This window comes from Patescibacteria group bacterium, from assembly GCA_028716045.1.
GTDB lineage: Bacteria > Patescibacteriota > Patescibacteriia > JAQUQO01 > JAQUQO01 > JAQUQO01.
Genome location: JAQUQO010000001.1, coordinates 487,670 through 506,320 on the forward strand (window position 1 = coordinate 487,670; position 18,651 = coordinate 506,320).

An 18,651-nucleotide genomic window follows, 5' to 3' on the forward strand; every position below is an offset into this window, starting at 1 on the left:
TACACACATCAAAGTACACATCCCATCCTCTATTCCTAACGGATTTAATAAACTGGGTTCAGTGCATTCGCTACCACATTTAGTAGGAACAAAATATAAAATAACAATAGCAATTACTTCTACAAAAATAATGAGAAAAAAAATTTTATTAAACTTTTTCATACCATGTCGTTTATTTTAAATAATTTAATGGTCTATTCGTATCTTTTGTTAATTTTTTCCATCTTCTCCTCCAGCGCCTTGGCTATATCAACGTCCATTAACTTGGCTAAAAGCAAAGTGGTGATGATGACATCGGCAAATTCGGTTTCTAATTCCTCTTTTTTGTAATTATCCAGTTTATCTTTTCTTTGCAAGGAATTATAAGAAAGCACCGCCTCGCTTAGCTCGCCCAACTCTTCGGCGAGTTTTACGGTTCTGGCGAGAATTCTTTTTTCTTTGTCCATTTCTTCGCCGTATTTCTTTTTCAACCGCTCATCTTCAATATCAATAAATTTTAATAATTCTTGGAAATCCATAATTTAATTAGTTATTTGATAAGCACAGTAAACCAATTAAACCTGTTTTTTAACTCTGCTTAGGCATGAAAATAGCTTATTTATTCACCCCCAGCTTACCAAATTTTTCTTAATATAGCAATAACAAAAGGGCGCCCTTGCCGGAACGCCCTTTTGCGAATATCTTCTACTTTACATCTTCCAAATAATAGCCGGTGCCGACCACCCAATCAAACGGTTCAAAATACAAACTGTAAGTTCTTTTGGCGAGCATTTCCTCCCCGCCCATTTTGGTGTAAAAATAATCTGTGAACCCGCCGCCGGCCTGCATCCCGTTTTTAATGATTTCTTTCACGTAATAAACGCCGTTGGCGTTGGCCTCATATCTGTTCTTGCCCTCCACGTCTTTGTTGCCGTATAAAACCACATTCACGCCGTCTTTGGTATCCGCCCAAAAATATCCGTCCTGCCCATAGCGCAATTCGCGGAGCAAATTCGCTCCCAGCTCCTGCGCCTTGGCTACGGAAATCTCACCGGCTTTTTGCTGGTCGGAAAGGGCTTGGAGCATACTGACTGCCGTTTCCACCTGCCCCTTGATAAACGCGTCGGCGCTTTGTTTTTCCGCGAGAGCGAGAAGTTCCCGGGTCTTGGCGCAATTCTGCGCCAACATATATCCCAAAATCCCTCCAACGATTAAAGCGGTTAAAACCACCGCTGTCACTATTTTGGCCATAGTGTTATTTTAAAATTTATTAAATAAACGGCACAAAAACAAAACCAAAAAATTTTTCCTCTCTAAATTTATTCTTGCTGACGCGGCTGATTTTTCTTATATACCCGTCGCTCGTCGGGGCCACTAAAATTCCCCCGATATTAAGAGCTTCTTTCAGGTCTTCGGGAATCTCGCCAAAAGCGGCGCCGCTATGAATCCGGTCATAGGGAGCATTTTTCTCCCAAGACGTGGCCGCATCAGTTATAAAATAATGAACATTTTTCAATCCGCTTTTCTTAACATTCTGCTCTCCCATCTTCCCTACGGTTTTATTTATTTCGTAAGCATAAACTTTCCCTTTTTCTCCCGTCAGCTCCCCCAAAAGACAGCTAACCCACCCGCTACCCGCGCCAATATCCAAAACTTTCTGCCCGGAGCTTATCTCCAATTTCTCCAACATAAACACCACGGTCGTCGGCTGGGAAATAGTTTGCCCTTCGGCCAAGGACAAGGCCTCGTCGCTATAAGCAAGGTTTTGTTTATCTGCCGGAACAAAATTTTTTCGGTCAACTTTACGCAAAGTTTCTTTAAGAGCTTCTGACCTTAAAACTCCTTTGGCTGACAAATGTTCAATCAAAGTTTCAAGGGAAGACATAAAAATAAGTCACTTCATCAAAGTTTTAAATATCTAAAAACGATTATTATTTAAACGGTTCACTTTTGGTAAAATCCGGCTTAAAGACCTCGCTGCTTTCCAAATCCTGCGCCCAGCCATTTTTAAAACCCAATTGTTCGGTTTCATTTTTTACTTTTTCGTACTCCGCGGAATTTATCCGGCGATTTAGCTCCGGATATTCGCCGGCGCGATGGCAGGGCGAATACTGCGCCATTAAACTTAGATATATTTGAGGCGATAAGCCCGCGAGAAAATTTAAACTCGCGGAACTGCCCGCCAAATCTTCCGGCAGAACCAGATGGCGGACAATAAGACCTTTTTTAGCGATGCCATTTTTATCAAGCTTCAAATCACCGACCTGCCGATACATTTCCGTAATGGCCGCGCGATTGGCTTCAACGTAATTATACGCCCGCGAGTACTTTCCGGCAACGGCATTATCGCTGTATTTTATATCCGGCAAATAAATATCTACGACGCCGGCCAAAAGTTTTAATGAATCCAAATTATCATAGCCGTTGGTGTTGTAAACGATGGGTAAATTAAAACCGCACTCAACCGCACAAACCAAACTCTCCAGTATTTGCGGAATGTAATGCGCGGGTGAAACAAAATTGATATTATGAGCTCCTTGTTTTTGAAGTAATAAAATTTTTTCTGCTAAATCCTTCGCGGACATAAATTCTTTATCTCCCGTTTCGGCTTGGTCTTTATGGCTAATCTGCCAATTCTGACAATAGGGGCAACGGAGATTGCAATGTGAGAAAAAAATAGCGCCGGACCCGCGACTGCCGGAAAGCGGGGGCTCTTCGCCGCGGTGCAGTCCGATGTAAGCGATTTCCATTTCCGCTCCCGCGCGGCAAAAACCCGTTTCCCCCGCCCAACGATTGACGCCGCATTTCCGCGGGCACAAATCGCAAGCGCTTAAATGTTTTTTAGCCAGCTCCGCCCTCTGTTTTAATTCTTGTAAATCAATTTTCATTTAGGCACTGATTATTCCCGCTTTGACCAAAGCCGCGTAATGTTCCGGTTTTTTACGCCAGAGATATTCTAAAACCTTGCCCCGCACTTCGGCAATTTTTAATTTTTTCTCCGCGGCAAACCGTATAATTTTTTCCGTGGCCGCGGCGGCGGCAGATTCTTCGCCGACTAAAAGTTCAATCTCCGCGATGGTATAAATAAAGTCCGCGAACTGGACGGAATTTAAATCAATGGTAAAATCGCCGTTTTTATATTTGCGACGAATTGTCCGGCACTCGCAAAACGGCGCGTAGCCGAGCGCGGCTAAACCCTCGCCTAAGGATTCCCTTGTCTCCAGACCAAGCGCTTCGCGAATGGCCCCTTCGGTTTCTATTTCCCGATATTTATCAATACTCTTTTGACTATCTCTTTTACCCAACGGCAATTTTAATTCCCAACGCCCGTTGCGGGAACGCAGCCAGATGTCACGAGTGGTTAAAAAATAATCAGGTGTATCAAAATAGGCATCATCTAAAATTTTTTCACCCAAAAACTCCGCGCCTTCCAAAAGCCGCTTTTCATCTTCCTCGCTTAAAATAAATTTCTTTTCTATTTCTATCATAAAAACGCAATCCTTAAATCCTCAGGACAAACCAATACCATAACTAAATTTCTATTTCCGGCAATAAATTCTTCTTTAGAAAAAATAAGGATTACACCATTAAGATACAATCCTTATTAAAACCTCTTTTCCATATTTTAGTTTTTTGGTTGTCTTACGTAATCTACCGGAATCGGCAATTAAAGTCAAGGGGGTATTATAGCCCTTATCTCCGTGAACAATAACAAATTTATTATTTTTTCTTGAATCCGTTTAATTCAACGTAGGCCTTGCCAATGTTTTTGCCACTAGAATCCTTTACTGTACAAGCACCTTCCCAATAATCAGGCCCAACCCAGAAGTGATGCTGGGCTCTTAATTCCTGGTCCTTAACCATGGGCTCAACAATCCATTCTTCTCCGGCGACATTTAATTTCCAGCCGCTCGGATAAAGAATGCCCGTGTGCGGACTTTTCCAATGGTCAAGTATAGTTACTGTAAAATCATTCTGGTGAAGGTCTTTTGTTTCACCGGTTGCGTCAGTAATAGATACGTAGCTTTCTATACGGTCCTTCGCGCCGTTAATATCGTAAAGCATAATTTGCCGATTATCATCTAGTTCAATAGCAAACCACTGCCACCCTTTCTGAATTGCCTGATAAAGTTCTCCGTACTGCCTGTCAAACCAGCTTGTGCCTGTCACATTATAAGTTTTGCCGTTAACGGATATTGTTCCCGCGGTTTCCATGCCTACGCGCGAGTAATAATAAGTAAATCCTCCGGAACGGTATACGTGAGGCCCGCCTTCATAATGAACGACATCTGATTTAGTTGGTTCAAGTTTTAAATCAAGAACATAACCATCAACTTCGCTATGAAGAGTATCGTATCCACCGCTGCCGCTGGCCGTTACTTTATTACCTTTCCCGGAGCTCAAATCAAACTTGCTGGGTAATTCCTCCGGCAGACTGAAAGTCCTGACATATTCTTTAAAATGAAATGAATTATCATCAACATCGGTAATGGCCGCCTGGATTAGCTGGTCTTTAAAAACAAAAAGCGAATCAAAGGTAAAAAAACATATCTCAAAACCGAATTTTTTGCCTTCTTCAGTTTGTAAATGCCCAGTCCAATACCACCACTGGACATCTTCCTCGGGTAAAAACGAGTCGTCTTGCGGAAGTTCAACCGGGCCGATTATTCCTCTGACCGGCGCAAACAACATATACGCGGTTAATGAAATTAATAATAACCAGGGCAGCCAGCAACTTATAAATACTTTTTTAAAAAAAGTTTTGAACATACCTAACCTCCTTTATTTAAATTATTTTTTATTAACAAACGATCAAGACTCGGCCACAAATAACCAAGTAAGCCGATGATAATAACAAGTGGTATGACGATGACTAACGCCTGATTTTCTAAATAGAGTTTGGTTGTGAAAAAACCAACGAGCGCCCAAAAAAATATGTATAAGGGAACCGCTAAGATTACCCAATCTATTTTATTAAATTTGTCCATTTTTGGTATGGCGCGAATTATGGGTATGGCGCAGATTATAAAAATCATCATAGTTAAAAGCGCTTCATTGAGCCAGCTAAACCCCAAACCAATCAGCCAAAAATAACCCAGTATGGATGCCATAAAAAGAGCAAATGAGGGGATAACGGCGAAAAGGGAGATTATCGCGTCGCGCCAAGTATGGCGGCCGGTTGGGAAAAAACGGGTGAGTAATTCAAGAATAAAAAGGAATATAACAACGATGAGAAACCAGCCCACGTAATTGCTCCACGGAATTCCAAACCAGGCTTCGGGATGCGGCGGGGTCCACTGCCATAAATCCATTTTGACATACGGGGGGTCTTCCGCAAAATCAATAATCACCGCTAAAAAACCCGCAGCCAGCGGACGCAACCACCATTTTACTTTCAATTTAATAGCCGTTAGCATGGCGGCGTAGATAATAATCCCCCACCCCAGACAGATATTAAGCGGCACCGGGCCAGGCAGAGCAATCAAAGCATGAGGATAATAATATGGCTGCGGGATTTTGCTTACCGCGGAATATTCCGCCAAAAAACCAAAAATTATTGCGGCCAATATCACAAAGGCATAATAAGGTTTCTTTTTCCAAGCGTGAATAAAAATGATCGCGGTTAAAATATAAGTGCCGAGTTCTATCAAAGTAATAATTATGTTCATATTATTCCCTTTATTTTAATTCGTTAGAGAAAATTGGCGGGCACGATGCCCGCAAGTTAGAACCAAGAAAGTGGTTTAGATTAGCAGATATTGAAAGAAGTATACAGAAATTAAAAGTGATACTCAAAATTCATCCAGAATGGTTTGAGACGCCTCTTCCAGAGTCTAACAGTGGTAAAAATGAGTGGATTATGCTGTTTTGTAATATTGACCAAAAAATAAAAAAGGCGTAAATTATAGTCACTAGCTCCTTGAAAAGCTGGCGGGATACCTCTGGGACCTTTTTGTGATTATTAGGTTAAGCCGCCTTTACCTCTCCTCCCTAGGAACTTTTAGTTTTTAGGGTGGGGAGTAAGCGTAAAGGTCGACCCCCTATTAATTAATCAAAAGTAACGGAGTAAATCTATGGTCAATCCAAGATTTGTGATTTACAAAGATCGAGTTGGTTATTATCGGTGGTACCTTCAAGCTTTAAACGGCGAGAAGGTCGCTGCTAGTGAGGGTTATTCCTCAAAGCAAGTCGCTATTAACTCTGCTCATCGCGTAAAGCAAATTGCTTACTCGGCTGATATTGTGGACTCCACAAATTAGTTGATTGAGCTTTTCCCGTCAGCTTTTCAGGGAGTTTTTGTTTAAGATATTTGGAATATAACAACCTTTTATATAATTTTCTACAAACTCCCACTTGGAGGGCTTTAGAGTCGATTGGATTATACTAAGATCGTATTTATAATTTGCAAAATATCATGTCTATGGCTCTTGGACAGAATGCCGAACATTTTTAGCATTTCCAAAAATACTTTGATGTTGTTTCCTGAGATTTCAAAATAGGCAGTTTCTTTTGTTTCAGCACATCGTCCGATTAAATTATTTTTTGTTTTTAATTCCGTGATTGGAAAACACAAATACAGCATCGGTTGCGTACCGACTGCGTATTGTTTTTCGGTAATTTTTATTTCGGTAATTATTTCGTATCCATTAAATTTGTAAATTAAAAGAGGGTATTTAACCTGAGTATATTCAAAATCAAATCCATTTATAATTTTTCCAATCGGATGACTACGATCAATTTGTAACTCAGAATTATTATCGATCAAATCATGATCTTGTATTGAATTAAGATAAGTAATAACACTTTCCAATTCTTCTCTGGCGATAACATTCCATTTATAGAAATACCAAATATATTCTGATAATTCATAAAGCGCTTTGACCTTTCCATTTGCCCCAATAAACTCGGTTTCAGGTAGCGATGATTCTGCGAGCTTTTCCGTTTCCTTTTTAACCACATCATAGCCGATTTGCCATTCAACGTAATTACTTAAAGCAAATCCGTCACGTTTAACCGCAACCGGCGTTCCATATTCATTCAAGATTGATCGATTTTTAATGCGAATCTTTCCACTAACGGCGGTCAATAAAATTGGTATTTCTATTGTGTGTTCGTGTTTTTTAATTAAAATTTGTGGCATATTTTTTCCCAAATTTATTTCCTAACAATTCTCTAAAATAGTTATCTATTTTTAGTTTAGCGTCAGGAATTTCTCTAAATTTAAATTTACTTTTTAAAATTGGATTTGTGTGAATACTCTGAGCAATAAAGCATTCTTTTATTTCATTAAATTTTTTATTATCAATTATCACATCGCAGTTCCCAATAAAATATGGCATTTTGTCTGTGTATTGCTTGAAGACGTCAATATAACAATAATAAGGAAGCTTTTCCATTAATACATACACTGTGTTATAGGTATCCGAATCGATAAAAGTTCGATTTCGCTTTAGGGCGTTTATATCTCTTAAGGTCCAAAATTTTGCGACTGGCCTATCATTTTTATTTAAACATTTTTTATTGGGATACTTTTGAACATAGTTAACTATAGTATCAAAATCTCTTAAGCGAAAAAGCCCATCGTCTTTTACTTTAAATTGATAATCTTGAATATAATTGTAGGTCATTCCATTTTGGTCTTTTTTGTAAAGAGCTATCAAGATTGGGAAAGCCATTCCGCGAGAAGTATCAGAAAATTCATGACTGCTTATGATTACTCCGTCAATTAATTTATAGTTTTGGGAAAATTTTGAGAGTAAGGCAAAATTGGCTTTCTTAATCAAATAAGACAAGGGGTGTAAGACGCAAACATAATCCGCCTGAAGTTTATCGTAAGAAAGCAAAAATGACATCCCTAGGTCCCTGGTTTTTATATCAGAATCAATTTTATCTTGAACAGAAACATCTTTTATGGAATTACGAATTATAGATGTAGTATCATTGTATGGTGGATTGCCTATAGCTATAAGTTTTTCTTCGTTTTTGATAATTAAATTCTTACGGCTAACATTTAAGAGAGAATTTTGACAGATGAAATCTACATTACCGATCCTTTTTTTTGCTTCGGCGATAGCTTTTTTATCAACATCAACACCAACTAATCTCTTTGCAATACCATTTTTTGCTAAAAATGAGCCATAACCACATGACGAATCCAAAATTGTAAAGTCTTTAATGTTGGTAATATTTTTCTGCAAAATAGAATAAGCCAAATCAACAATAATCTCCGGCGTATAATAAGAGCCGAGATTGACAGTGTCTATATAATTTAGATGTTTTTGATTCCTATTCATGGTTTTATTATACCAGCTTTTTCTAATATTGATAAGTTTTAGAAAAACCGGCATCTTTGGTGGATACCGGCTTTCAAGCGTCAAAAATCCTAATTCTGAAACTTGGCGGAGAGGGAGGGATTTGAACCCTCGATACCTTGCGGCATACTCGCTTTCCAAGCGAGCGCACTCGACCACTATGCGACCTCTCCAAAAAAATACTAAAATATCCTAAAACCAAACGTAAAAAATAAATAAGGATAAGTGTAAAACTTATCCTTATTTTAATATCTTATTTAAAATTAGTCAAACCTTATAGCTTACTGTCAATTATGGATTTTAACGTTTCATACGGAACCGCGCCGGAAACCAGCTCACCATTGATGAAGCTCGCCGGAGTGCCCTTTACGCCAGCGGTGGCGCCGGCTTCCATCTGGTCATTAACCTTTTGGGTGTATTTCCCGACGGCCAAACAATCATTAAATTTTTTGGCATCAAGTTTTAAATCACTGACTAACTGGGTATAGAGCGTGTCGCCCAAAGTGTCTTGCTTAGCGAATAAGCCATCGGCATACTCCCAAAATTTTCCCTGCTCCGCGGCGCATTCCGAGGCCTCGGCTGACTTTTGAGCATGCTCATGAAAAGACAGCGGGAAATGGCGGAAAACGAAACGAACTCTGTCTTTATATTCCTCGCGCGCCTTGATGAGCGACTGCTGAAAACGCCCGCAGAAAGGGCATTCAAAATCGTCATAAGTGATAACCGTCACCTTGGCGTTGGCCGGACCTTGAATATGGTCAGCGGCGGAAACTTCCGGAACCGGAGCATTTTGAACCTCTTCTTCTTCGCTCGGAGGAGCAGTCGGAGCCTGATTATCATCGGCCGCGGCTACTTTGTCAGAATCTGCCGAAGAATCGGCTGGCGAGGCCTTAACCCCGCTATTCCACATAAAAACCAAAACCGCTACAAAAGCGATAAAGGAAATCGCGGCAATGCCGATAAAAAGGCCCAAGAGAAAACTGTGTTTCGGCCCAGACCCTTCAAAAAAATCTTTTTTATCTTCTGACATATTTTTAATAGTTTATTAATTATTATAAAGAATAATTAGTTCTTTTTATTCTAACACTTTAAAAAGATTTGTCAAGACCCGTCAGTCGCGACTAACGGGTCAAGGCCCGTCGAGTCGTTATTTTTTGAAAAACAATTTGATATTATTCCAGATATTTTTTACTTTCCTGTTATCCAAGAAAACAAACCCCGCTCCGGCGGCGGCCAACGCCAGCAGTACCGCCAAAATGACCCACAGTTTCCAATTGGCAAAATTGAAAAAACTGACACTTACCTCTATTTTACTCGTCGCCGTTCTTCCTTCAGAATCAGCAACTGTCAAAGTCACAGTGTAATCGCCGTGTCCCGGAAATGAGTGTCTGGCAATCTTTTCCGTGGAAACTTTTCCGTCACCAAAATTCCATTCATAACCCATTTCTTCCGCCTCGCCGATATTCAAGTAGGGAGAAAATTCAAAAGTGCGCCAGTTTATTTCCTTTACGCTGATATCAGCTTCGGCCAAAGAAAAATTCTCCAAAGGATGAAGCTCACCCGAGGTTGCCGATTCTTCGCCACTGATATTCTCCGCGCCACCTTCATTCCCGGCCGCGGACGCCGCATTTTCATTGCCGGCATCTTCCGATTCTTCTTCGGTTAAAGCCGGTGGCGGAATAGGAGTATTATCTGCCGGCGGTGAAACGGGAAGAGTCGGCGGAGAAGGCGGACGATTATTGGGGTCCAAAGGATACGGGTCCACATTATCATTCAAACCATCGCCGTCGCTGTCGGGATTAGTCGGACTTGTGCCTCCCCCGCCCTCCTGATTATCCGGCACTCCGTCATTATCATCATCGGCATCGCAGGCATCACCCAAACCGTCATGGTCATTATCCGCCTGATTGGCATTGCCAACCGTGGGACAATTATCGCTGGTATCGGAGATTCCATCGCCGTCGGTATCTAGCAACGGTTCAAATAATCCGGAAATGGCCGTGTCGTTGCTCGAATTTTCATCGCGAGGGGCCTGACCTTGGATAGTGGCACGGATATTGAATTTGCCGGTAGGCACCACCCAGTCCACGTAAACTTCATCGCTTAAACCTTCGGCCCTGACTGATACTACCTGCGAATCGCCGATAAGTTTGTCGCCGGCATAAAAAGTCACATAACCCGAAACATCCTCCGCCCCGTAATTATGAATAACGGCGTATAAACGAATCGACTCTCCGGAAATTATCTCCTTTTTTGAAAAAAATATATCGGGACTGTTAAGGCCGACGTCGTAAGTATAATCGGCGGCCGAAAGAACACCCGAAAAAAATAGACATCCCGAGATTAGCAAGCCAAGACCTAAAAACAAACTAAAACTTTTAAAAAGTTTAATGTTTGATTTCATAATTTTATAATTTATTACCATTTTATTATACCACAAAAGGAGCGTAAAATCACAAAATTTGGAAAAGTTTTTATAATTTCTTCCTTTTGTAAAAGAAATACAGGCCGAGAAAAATCATCACTAGGCTCAAATACTGCGCGGGAGTGAGATAATGCCAACGGAAATCGCTCCCGGGTAAATCCCAAGCCCGCAAAAAATCCGATAAAAATCGCACCGCGCCGAACCAAATAAAAAATACCGAAAGATAAAAACCCCGGGAACGTTCACGCCTCCGCAAAAACAAAAAAAATAAAAATAAAATCAGATTGCTAAGCGCCAAGATGAGCCCCAAATCATAGCGCGCGCCGACGGGATACGCCACCCCCAAAAATGAATCGGTTAAAATACCCGGGTGGTCATGAATAAAGAAACAGCCAATCCGACCGAAAAAAAGACCAAGCGGCAGAAAAAAAATAAAAATATCCGCCCATTCCCAAAAATTCAAATTGTGACGGCGGATAAAAATAATGGCGACGGCGAAAGCGCCGGCTAAGCCGCCGAAAAGTGACATCCCTCCCTGCCAAATTTTTAAAATATCCCAGAGGTTTTTACTGTAATAACCCCATTCGTAAAAAACGATATGGAAAATTCTGCCGCCGATTAAAGCGGCGACCACTACCCAAAAAAATAAATCCCAAAATTTTTTCAAAGACAATGATTTACTCTTGGCCTCTCGGTACGCGCCAAATCCGGCGATAACAATTCCCAGCGCCGCCAGCAAACCCCAAAATTGTATTTCTACCGGCCAAAAATTTATCGTAGTAATTTTTATGTAAGGAAGCATAGATGGCAAACGGCTTACCGCTTATTGTTGATAGCTGATAGTGATAAGAGTTAAAGAGCGCCGAGAACTTCTAACGCCTTTCTAAATTCTTTTAACGCCCTGTCCGCGGTGCGATGATCTAAGTGAAATGAGGACTCGTGCGCCAGCTGATTGCGAATCTTATGAGCAAACCAGACATCTTTTATTTTGGGATATTTATAGGAAGCGAATTTTAACCGCTCTCCCATAGTGCTCCCGGGAAGATAAAGCATTCTAAAAACATCGTCCAAAAGCTTATCCGCTTCCATTACCGCAATTTTGGCGCTCATTTCCCCCATTTGCCCGGCTAGCGTTTCTATTTCTTTCCACCGCGCCGCGATTTTCTCGTGGCTAAGTCCCTCGCGGCCAAAACGCAAACGGTTAAAATACCTTTGGATGTTTTTATAAGCGAGATAGCAAAAAAGAATAAACACAATCGCGCCGATTATGCCGGCGACAATTTTTATAATGAAAAATGTCTGACTTAGGGTTTCCATAAAATTAAAATGGTTTCTTTTTATGATAATCCGTCGCCTGCTCAAAATTATAGGCGACATTTAAAATTCTTTCCTCGCCAAGCCGCGGGCCGATGATTTGGATGCCGATAGGCAGACTATCAGAACTAAATCCCGCCGGAACGGAAATGGCGCACATCCCCGCCACGCTGGCCGGAGAAACAAAGACATCGGCAAGATACATGGCCAGCGGGTCAGTAATTTTTTCGCCGATGGTAAAGGGCGGCGTGGGCGCGGTGGGCGTTAAAAGCACATCCACGTCTAAAAATGTTTTCTCAAAATCTTGTTTGATTAAAGTGCGCACTTTTTGCGCTTTGAGATAATAGGCATCATAATATCCGGCGGACAAAGCGTAAGTGCCGATCATAATGCGGCGTTTTACTTCAGCCGGCAGGCCGGCGGCTCGGGAAAGAGTGTAAATTTCTTCCAAGTCCCCCGCTTTGGGAGAGCGAACTCCGTAACGGACGCCGTCAAATCGCGCCAAATTAGTGCTGTCTTCCGAAGGTACAACGATATAGTAAACCGGCACCGCGTATTCAGTATGCGGCAAAGATACCTCTTTGATTTTAGCTCCCAGCTCTTCAAATTGTTTCACCGCCTGTTCCAAAACTCTTTTCACTTCTTTATCCATATCATAATCAAGGTATTCTTTGGGTAAACCGATTTTTATTCCCTTAAGCCCATCCTCCTTTAAAAATTTTGTGTAATCAGGAACTTTGTCCGGCACTGTGGTGGAGTCGGCCGGGTCAATGCCTGCCATGGCTTCCAACACGGCCGCTGCGTCAAAAACATTTTTAGTGATAGGACCGACCGTATCCAGCGAAGAAGCCATAGGCATAATGCCATAACGGGAATTTCGGCCATAACTTACTTTTAAACCCACAGTATTGCAAAAAGAAGACGGCTGACGGATGGAACCGCCCGTGTCTTCGCCAATGGAATAAATAGCCATCTCCGCCGCCACGGCCGCCGCCGAGCCGCCGGAAGAACCCCCGGCCACACGCGTCGGCTTCCAGGGATTGCGTACCGGACCATAGTCGGAATTTTCATTGGACGCGCCATGACCAAAAGCGTCGCAATTATTTTTACCAATGATAATCCCGCCCCGCTCTTTCAGGCGATTGATGACCGTGGCGTCAAAAGGAGGAATATAATTATCTAAAATTTTGGCGGCGGCGGTGGAGCGGATTCCCTTGGTGCAAATGGCGTCTTTGACGGCAAAAGGAATACCGGAGAGTAAATCAATTTTCTCGCCGGCTTTTATTTTCTTATCAATTTCTTCCGCGTCCGCTAAGGCCTCCTTTTCGGCCACGGTAATAAAAGAATTAATTTCTTTATCGTGTTTTTTTATCTGCCCCAAACACGCCCGAACCAATTCTTCCGAAGAAAAGTCTTTTTTCTTTAATCCCTCGTGCGCTTCTTTAATTGTAAGTTGGTTTAATTTCACCATAGCTAAAAGCTACCCGTTAACCCAGTTTTATTATTTGGGAAACTGTTATTAATATCGCGCCCTTGGCCGGCAATCCCTTATTCTCGGGCATCTCTTCCACGAATTTTTTCCACTTACCACTGACATAATATCTGGCCCGACCGACTAATTTGTAACCTTGCCATTTTTTATTCCAAACAGCGAGACAAACGTTTTTATTTATCGCTAAATTTTTCTTTGTTTGTTTCATAAAATTATCGGTAATCAAAACCGTATTTTCGCCTACTACTTTTATAAAAGCCACTCCGATAACATTCGGCCGGCTGAACCTATCAACCGTGCCAAAAGCCACTGGATTATTTTCTATTATCTTTTTGGCTTCTCTGGTAATTTTTGACATAAAAAAATATAAAAATCTAAAGCAATTATTTTTTATTCCTTTCTTTAAACACCGCCGGGACTTTTAAATAATTATTCTGCCGTTCCGGCATATTGCTTAAAATTCCCTCGCGAACGTTTTTGCCGCAGTCAATTTCCGCATCTTCCCGCCAGACATCGCGCAGACCCGTCACCTGATAAGTTGGCTCCACGTCCTTTGTATCCACTTCATTCAACTTCCCGATATATGTCAAAATAGAGGAGAGTTCCTTCTGAAATCTCTTCTTCTCCGCGTCGGTTAAATCAATTTTGGCCAAACCGGCTATTTTTTCTACTTCTAACTTGGTTAATTTCATAAAACCGTCTAAATTGAATTTAATTTAACAAATTTCTAACGTCTTGACAAATAAAATTTCGTGTGGTTTACTATAGATGCATTGTTGCTCCCGGCCCATGGTTTCCCGCTGACCCACTCGGCGTTAAAGAAACCCTGGGCCTCTTTTATTTCAATATTTTTAAAAATTCAGCCTCGTTTAAAATCCTTACGCCCAGTTTTTTGGCTTTGTCATATTTTGACCCTGGCTCCTCTCCAGCAACCACAAAATCGGTTTCTTTACTTACCGAGCCCGCCACATCACCGCCTAAAAAACGGATTTTTTCTTTGGCTTCATCGCGCGTCAGACTGCCTAAAGTTCCAGTTAAAACAAAGGTCTTGCCGGCTAGAGTCTCTTTCCTTTTTTTATTTTTTTCTATCATCACGCCATTGGCCAGCAGAGAATCAATAAGTTTTATAATATTCTTATCGCGGAAAAAATTAAAAACGCTGACCGCCATCACTTCGCCTACGTCCGGAACTTTTTTCAATTCTTCCAGTGTGGCATTTTTTATTTTTTCTAAACCCCCAAACTTATGCGCTAAATCAATCGCCGTTTCTTCGCCGACATGGCGAATACCGAGAGCGTATAAAAATTTTGCCAACGAAATGTGCTTGCTTTTCCCAATGGCTTTAATGATATTGTCAGCTGATTTTTCGGCAAATCTTTCCAGCGGTTCCAAATCACCTTGCGTAAGCGTAAATAAATCTGCGGCATTAGAAATCAGTCCTTCATTCAATAACTGCTCTACTATTTTATCTCCCAGCCCTTCCATATCAAAGGCCTTACGAGAGACAAAATGAATTATTTTTTCTTTTTCTTTGGCAAAACAGCTGGGGTTGGAACAATAAATCGCCACTTCCCCTTCCTTTCTCTTGACTGGCGAGCCGCAAATCGGGCACTTGTCCGGAAATTTTATTTCTTTTTCTTTGCCGGTTCTTAAATTGGGTAAAACTTTTATAACTTTAGGGATGACATCGCCGGCTTTTTCCAAAATTACCGTATCGCCGATGGTTACTCCCAATCTTTTTATTTCATCAATGTTATGCAGAGTGGAGTGAGTGACAGTCGTGCCGGCGATAAAAACCGGGTCCATTACCGCCACGGGCGTGAGCGCGCCGGTTCTCCCTACCTGAAATTTGACCTCACGGATCACGGTTGTCGCCTGCTCCGGCGGAAATTTATAAGCCACCACCCCGCGAGGCGTTTTTCCAACCACGCCGAGCTTTCTGAAATCCGCCGTGTCATTGACATTAATAACTATTCCGTCGGTCCAATAAGGGAGTTTTGCGCGGCGGCTACGTATTTCTTGACGATATTTCTCCACCTCTTCCAACGTTCGGCAATAAGAATTATGGGGGTTGGTTTTAATTCCCAATAATTTTAAAATCTCGTGGACTTGTTCGTGGGTCGTCTGCCCGAAATCGGCCAGCAGGTCGTAACCAAAAAAATCCAATCTTCGGGAAGCGGTTATCTTGGGATCCAACTGTCGAATACTGCCGGCGGCGGCGTTGCGCGGGTTAGCAAACGGCGGCCGGTCATTTTTTTCTTGTTCCTTGTTGAGTTTTTCAAAAACATCTTTACGCATAAAGGCCTCGCCCCGGACTTCAATTTCTGTTTTATTGATATTATTCACCTCTGCCAAGAATTTTTTCTTGTCCATGGTCTCGCCGTACTTTTTTAAAAACGCGGCAATCTCTGCAACTTCTGGCTCATGTAAAGCGAGGGGAATCGCCTCTATGGTTTTGATATTTTGCGTGACATTTTCCCCTATTTTGCCGTCCCCGCGCGTAGAGGCCTCTTCTAACACTCCTCTTTTATAAATCAGAGACATGGCCAAACCGTCCATTTTTATTTCGGCGTAATAATCTAATTTTTTTGTCGGCAGGAGTTTTTGAATACGCGCCTTCCAGTCGGCCAATTCTTCAAAAGTAAAAACATCTTCAATGGAAAGCATCGGCGTCCGGTGGCTCACTTTGACGAATTTTTCCAAAGGATAACCGCCCACGCGCTGGGTTGGGGAATCCGGAGTGATGAATTCCGGATATTCCTGCTCTAACTTATAAAGTTCATGTTTTAATGAATCAAGGGCGGCATCGGAAATTTCCTGCCGATCTAAAACATGGTATAAATACCGATGGTGATTTATCTCTTTTTTTAATTTGGCTAGGCGTTTTTTAACTTCGTTTTTATCCATATTATTCACTCACTCCTTTTAAAATTGACTCTTCGGAAAAAAGCACAAAATCAAAAAGCCCGCCCAAAGGCGATTGCCGCGGCATTTCAAAATTAATGGTCTGGCGTGAACCGCGGTATTCGCCGCGGACAGCGGCGGCAATGCGAGCGGGAATTTGCCGCGCTTCGCTTGCTTCGTTATAAGCCCTGATTTCCATAAAATTAACTGTATTATAAAGCGCTTTGATTTTTACCCGATAAGCGAATTTCTCCGCCAAATCGTCGGCTAAATCAATCGGCGGGTCCAGCCGATAATAACCGCTGCCCTCATCATAAGTGAAAGAAGAAAAATCCACCGTCTGACTCGCGTATTTGCTCAATTCGCCCTGTTCCCAGCCAAACCAGCTGACTTCAAAACCAATCTTGTCCAACGGCTGTTCTTTTAAAATAATTTCCAGATATCGCGTATCGGTCGGCAATCCCTCGGGATTATAAATATCCAACTCCACAAACTGTCCGGATTTCAGTTCATTTATTTCCACCTTATCCATCATATCACTGACGTCTTCACTCTTTAAAAACCATCCTACGCCGTTCGTTAAATCTTCAGCCTTCACTAAATCAGCAAGAGCCGCTTCTTGCTGACGAATTTTATACAAACTCTCCTCCACTCCGCTTTCCGCTCCGTAATAAGCTAAAATGGAATTATCAATGCTCCGCGCTTGTCTGATCTCACTTATCACGATAACCGCCAGCCCTGTACTCGCCACCATAATCGTCGTCATAATCAAAAGCGCTAAAAGCAAAATAGAACCTTGTTGTTTTAGATATTTAGCGTTCATAATTTTTTGTGGAAACGGTCGTTTCTAAAGCCACTAACGGCTGTTCGCCGTAAATGGCGCCGGCTGATTGAGAAACAAATTTAATAGTCACCCACGGCTGGGTATTGGCGTTGGCGCAAATGTGTACGCCGCCGGCGCTGGTGGCCAGACACTCTTCATCCGGGAAACAGTCAGCCGCTTCCTCACATAAGCAGACATTATTTTGAGCATCATAATTTCCACTGAAACAATCCGCCTCTTCAGTAGGTAACGACTTAAAGGGGTCGGATTGCGGCCGGATATAAAATTTTAAATCAAGAAGTTTGCTCCCGCGGCTCGTGACGTCCGCCGCCTGACCATCAATGCTTACTTTCAGACAATTTTTTTGAGTGTCATTAAAACAGACGCCGGCATAAAAAACAATGGCGCGGCCCTCGCTGTCGCGCAGAGCCAACTCGCCAGTTTCATCGCCGATAACTCCGTTTAAATAATGCCCGTAATCAATTTTGCCGGCGCGAATTTCCCGGGTCATCATCTCCATGGCCAAACGGGCGTCGCTTTGAACTTTTTCTATCTCTGCCGACTTATTTTGCGCCCGGCCAGCCAACACAAAAATGTTGGAAATAATAACCAGGGCTGTGGAAAAAATAGCCAAAGTCACCAGCATTTCCATCAGGGTAAAACCAGCGGCGGATAAATTACGTCTGGATTTTAATTGTTTCTTAAAAAATTCCATAGCATAAATAATTCAACACTGGATGTTCAAAATTAAAATTTTGAATTTTAAATTGTAATTTTGCCTTTTGAATTTTAAATTTTGAATTATTTTTATCTCCAATTATACAATCTATCTTCGGCCACCAAACTATGCGGACGTCCGCGGTCAGTCCATTTAATTTCAGCCAAAACCCGCAAGCCGATTTTTTCTTCGCAAGAACTGCCGCTTTCTTCCGTGAGAATGGTATAATCCGAACAAATTTCATCAATAGTCACCAGCCGCGAAAAATTGGTTGACTCACCCGCCTCGCTATTATATAGATATTCCTCCAATTTTAATCCCGCCGCTGAATCGTTGATATTATCCGGACCGAAATCTAAAATCCAGTTTCTCGCTTCCCCTTCGCTTACCATTTTAACAATAGCTGAATGATCGCCTGGGGGGTCGTCGGCAAAATACAAACCATCATCCCAGGGTTTGCTCCCGAGCCAATTGGAATCTCTTTTATTTCTTATAACCTCCACCGCTTCGCGCGCCAAATTGCCGGCAATAATTCTTTGGCCGCTGTCACTGCTGCTGGCTAAATTAGCGACCGCTAAACTTAAAGCGCCCACGAGTCCCGTGACAATAATACTTAGGGCGATAACGGTTTCCAAAAGCCCCTGACCGCGTTCTCTGTTATTTTTATATTTTAATCCAGCCATA

The 18,651-nt window shown here is 42.0% G+C and carries 21 protein-coding genes and 1 tRNA gene; 1 reads left to right on the plus strand and 21 read right to left on the minus strand.

Features of this window, described 5'->3' with window-relative positions:
* Positions 1–194: 194 nt before the first annotated feature.
* The 7 genes from PHG22_02490 to PHG22_02520 form a co-directional block, all read right to left on the minus strand.
* Complete coding sequence (locus tag PHG22_02490) at positions 195–518, minus strand: MazG nucleotide pyrophosphohydrolase domain-containing protein (GenBank protein MDD5490640.1); 324 nt, start codon at positions 516–518, stop codon at positions 195–197.
* Between the two features lie 166 nt (positions 519–684).
* Positions 685–1,230 (minus strand): cache domain-containing protein, encoded by a 546-nt coding sequence (locus tag PHG22_02495; GenBank protein MDD5490641.1) that lies wholly within the window; start codon positions 1,228–1,230, stop codon positions 685–687.
* Positions 1,231–1,249: 19 nt separating this feature from the next.
* A complete protein-coding gene (locus tag PHG22_02500; GenBank protein MDD5490642.1) occupies positions 1,250–1,864 on the minus strand; it encodes a protein-L-isoaspartate O-methyltransferase in 615 nt (204 codons plus the stop codon).
* 46 nt (positions 1,865–1,910) lie between these two features.
* Positions 1,911–2,867, minus strand: coding sequence for a radical SAM protein (locus tag PHG22_02505; GenBank protein MDD5490643.1), 957 nt, complete (start codon positions 2,865–2,867; stop codon positions 1,911–1,913).
* The gene (locus PHG22_02510) at positions 2,868–3,467 is read right to left on the minus strand and encodes a CYTH domain-containing protein (protein MDD5490644.1); all 600 of its coding nucleotides are present in this window, start codon (positions 3,465–3,467) and stop codon (positions 2,868–2,870) included.
* 232 nt (positions 3,468–3,699) lie between these two features.
* Complete coding sequence (locus PHG22_02515; GenBank protein MDD5490645.1) at positions 3,700–4,671, minus strand: lipocalin family protein; 972 nt, start codon at positions 4,669–4,671, stop codon at positions 3,700–3,702.
* Positions 4,672–4,751: 80 nt separating this feature from the next.
* On the minus strand, positions 4,752–5,648 hold the full coding sequence (locus PHG22_02520) for a carotenoid biosynthesis protein (GenBank protein ID MDD5490646.1): 897 nt from the start codon (positions 5,646–5,648) through the stop codon (positions 4,752–4,754).
* A gap of 405 nt (positions 5,649–6,053) precedes the next feature.
* Between PHG22_02520 and PHG22_02525 the strand changes: the two genes are divergently transcribed.
* A complete protein-coding gene (locus PHG22_02525; protein MDD5490647.1) occupies positions 6,054–6,239 on the plus strand; it encodes a DUF1508 domain-containing protein in 186 nt (61 codons plus the stop codon).
* A gap of 119 nt (positions 6,240–6,358) precedes the next feature.
* Here the strand turns inward: PHG22_02525 and PHG22_02530 are convergent, their stop codons facing one another.
* The 14 genes from PHG22_02530 to PHG22_02595 all read right to left on the minus strand — a co-directional run bounded on the left by PHG22_02530 (position 6,359) and on the right by PHG22_02595 (position 18,650).
* Positions 6,359–7,120, minus strand: coding sequence for a R.Pab1 family restriction endonuclease (locus tag PHG22_02530; GenBank protein ID MDD5490648.1), 762 nt, complete (start codon positions 7,118–7,120; stop codon positions 6,359–6,361).
* Positions 7,101–8,273 (minus strand): SAM-dependent methyltransferase, encoded by a 1,173-nt coding sequence (locus PHG22_02535; protein MDD5490649.1) that lies wholly within the window; start codon positions 8,271–8,273, stop codon positions 7,101–7,103. The genes PHG22_02530 and PHG22_02535 overlap by 20 nt, the downstream gene beginning before the upstream one ends.
* A gap of 103 nt (positions 8,274–8,376) precedes the next feature.
* Positions 8,377–8,464, minus strand: a tRNA-Ser gene (locus PHG22_02540).
* Positions 8,465–8,565: 101 nt separating this feature from the next.
* A complete protein-coding gene (locus tag PHG22_02545; GenBank protein ID MDD5490650.1) occupies positions 8,566–9,321 on the minus strand; it encodes a thioredoxin domain-containing protein in 756 nt (251 codons plus the stop codon).
* A 117-nt stretch (positions 9,322–9,438) separates the two neighbouring features.
* Positions 9,439–10,695, minus strand: a complete 1,257-nt coding sequence (locus tag PHG22_02550; GenBank protein MDD5490651.1) for a PKD domain-containing protein — start codon at positions 10,693–10,695, stop codon at positions 9,439–9,441.
* Between the two features lie 70 nt (positions 10,696–10,765).
* The gene (locus PHG22_02555; GenBank protein ID MDD5490652.1) at positions 10,766–11,518 is read right to left on the minus strand and encodes a prolipoprotein diacylglyceryl transferase; all 753 of its coding nucleotides are present in this window, start codon (positions 11,516–11,518) and stop codon (positions 10,766–10,768) included.
* Between the two features lie 50 nt (positions 11,519–11,568).
* Complete coding sequence (locus tag PHG22_02560; protein MDD5490653.1) at positions 11,569–12,033, minus strand: hypothetical protein; 465 nt, start codon at positions 12,031–12,033, stop codon at positions 11,569–11,571.
* 4 nt (positions 12,034–12,037) lie between these two features.
* A complete protein-coding gene (gatA, locus tag PHG22_02565; GenBank protein MDD5490654.1) occupies positions 12,038–13,498 on the minus strand; it encodes an Asp-tRNA(Asn)/Glu-tRNA(Gln) amidotransferase subunit GatA in 1,461 nt (486 codons plus the stop codon).
* Between the two features lie 19 nt (positions 13,499–13,517).
* Positions 13,518–13,880 carry a pyridoxamine 5'-phosphate oxidase family protein gene (locus PHG22_02570; GenBank protein ID MDD5490655.1) on the minus strand — a complete coding sequence of 121 codons (363 nt, stop codon included), beginning with the start codon at positions 13,878–13,880 and terminating at the stop codon, positions 13,518–13,520.
* 25 nt (positions 13,881–13,905) lie between these two features.
* Complete coding sequence (gene gatC / locus PHG22_02575; protein ID MDD5490656.1) at positions 13,906–14,214, minus strand: Asp-tRNA(Asn)/Glu-tRNA(Gln) amidotransferase subunit GatC; 309 nt, start codon at positions 14,212–14,214, stop codon at positions 13,906–13,908.
* Positions 14,215–14,359: 145 nt separating this feature from the next.
* Positions 14,360–16,429: an NAD-dependent DNA ligase LigA gene (gene ligA / locus PHG22_02580; GenBank protein MDD5490657.1), complete on the minus strand. Its 2,070-nt coding sequence runs from the start codon at positions 16,427–16,429 to the stop codon at positions 14,360–14,362.
* Between the two features lies 1 nt (position 16,430).
* Positions 16,431–17,249, minus strand: a complete 819-nt coding sequence (locus PHG22_02585; protein MDD5490658.1) for a hypothetical protein — start codon at positions 17,247–17,249, stop codon at positions 16,431–16,433.
* Positions 17,239–17,964, minus strand: a complete 726-nt coding sequence (locus PHG22_02590; GenBank protein MDD5490659.1) for a prepilin-type N-terminal cleavage/methylation domain-containing protein — start codon at positions 17,962–17,964, stop codon at positions 17,239–17,241. Before PHG22_02590 ends, PHG22_02585 begins: the two co-directional genes overlap by 11 nt.
* 92 nt (positions 17,965–18,056) lie before the next feature.
* Positions 18,057–18,650 (minus strand): hypothetical protein, encoded by a 594-nt coding sequence (locus PHG22_02595; GenBank protein MDD5490660.1) that lies wholly within the window; start codon positions 18,648–18,650, stop codon positions 18,057–18,059.
* Position 18,651 lies beyond the last annotated feature (1 nt).

Bases quoted from the DNA above. Each gene is read 5' to 3' on its own strand.
- gatC (MDD5490656.1), bottom strand. From the start codon at position 14,214: ATGAAATTAACCAAGTTAGAAGTAGAAAAAATAGCCGGTTTGGCCAAA.
- ligA (MDD5490657.1), bottom strand. From the start codon at position 16,429: ATGGATAAAAACGAAGTTAAAAAACGCCTAGCCAAATTAAAAAAAGAG.
- PHG22_02515 (MDD5490645.1), bottom strand. From the start codon at position 4,671: ATGTTGTTTGCGCCGGTCAGAGGAATAATCGGCCCGGTTGAACTTCCG.
- PHG22_02525 (MDD5490647.1), top strand. From the start codon at position 6,054: ATGGTCAATCCAAGATTTGTGATTTACAAAGATCGAGTTGGTTATTAT.
- PHG22_02595 (MDD5490660.1), bottom strand. From the start codon at position 18,650: ATGGCTGGATTAAAATATAAAAATAACAGAGAACGCGGTCAGGGGCTT.
- PHG22_02560 (MDD5490653.1), bottom strand. From the start codon at position 12,033: ATGGAAACCCTAAGTCAGACATTTTTCATTATAAAAATTGTCGCCGGC.
- PHG22_02545 (MDD5490650.1), bottom strand. From the start codon at position 9,321: ATGTCAGAAGATAAAAAAGATTTTTTTGAAGGGTCTGGGCCGAAACAC.
- PHG22_02570 (MDD5490655.1), bottom strand. From the start codon at position 13,880: ATGTCAAAAATTACCAGAGAAGCCAAAAAGATAATAGAAAATAATCCA.
- PHG22_02500 (MDD5490642.1), bottom strand. From the start codon at position 1,864: ATGTCTTCCCTTGAAACTTTGATTGAACATTTGTCAGCCAAAGGAGTT.
- PHG22_02505 (MDD5490643.1), bottom strand. From the start codon at position 2,867: ATGAAAATTGATTTACAAGAATTAAAACAGAGGGCGGAGCTGGCTAAA.
- PHG22_02585 (MDD5490658.1), bottom strand. From the start codon at position 17,249: ATGAACGCTAAATATCTAAAACAACAAGGTTCTATTTTGCTTTTAGCG.
- PHG22_02530 (MDD5490648.1), bottom strand. From the start codon at position 7,120: ATGCCACAAATTTTAATTAAAAAACACGAACACACAATAGAAATACCA.
- PHG22_02495 (MDD5490641.1), bottom strand. From the start codon at position 1,230: ATGGCCAAAATAGTGACAGCGGTGGTTTTAACCGCTTTAATCGTTGGA.
- PHG22_02550 (MDD5490651.1), bottom strand. From the start codon at position 10,695: ATGAAATCAAACATTAAACTTTTTAAAAGTTTTAGTTTGTTTTTAGGT.
- PHG22_02590 (MDD5490659.1), bottom strand. From the start codon at position 17,964: ATGGAATTTTTTAAGAAACAATTAAAATCCAGACGTAATTTATCCGCC.
- PHG22_02520 (MDD5490646.1), bottom strand. From the start codon at position 5,648: ATGAACATAATTATTACTTTGATAGAACTCGGCACTTATATTTTAACC.
- PHG22_02535 (MDD5490649.1), bottom strand. From the start codon at position 8,273: ATGAATAGGAATCAAAAACATCTAAATTATATAGACACTGTCAATCTC.
- PHG22_02510 (MDD5490644.1), bottom strand. From the start codon at position 3,467: ATGATAGAAATAGAAAAGAAATTTATTTTAAGCGAGGAAGATGAAAAG.
- PHG22_02555 (MDD5490652.1), bottom strand. From the start codon at position 11,518: ATGCTTCCTTACATAAAAATTACTACGATAAATTTTTGGCCGGTAGAA.
- PHG22_02490 (MDD5490640.1), bottom strand. From the start codon at position 518: ATGGATTTCCAAGAATTATTAAAATTTATTGATATTGAAGATGAGCGG.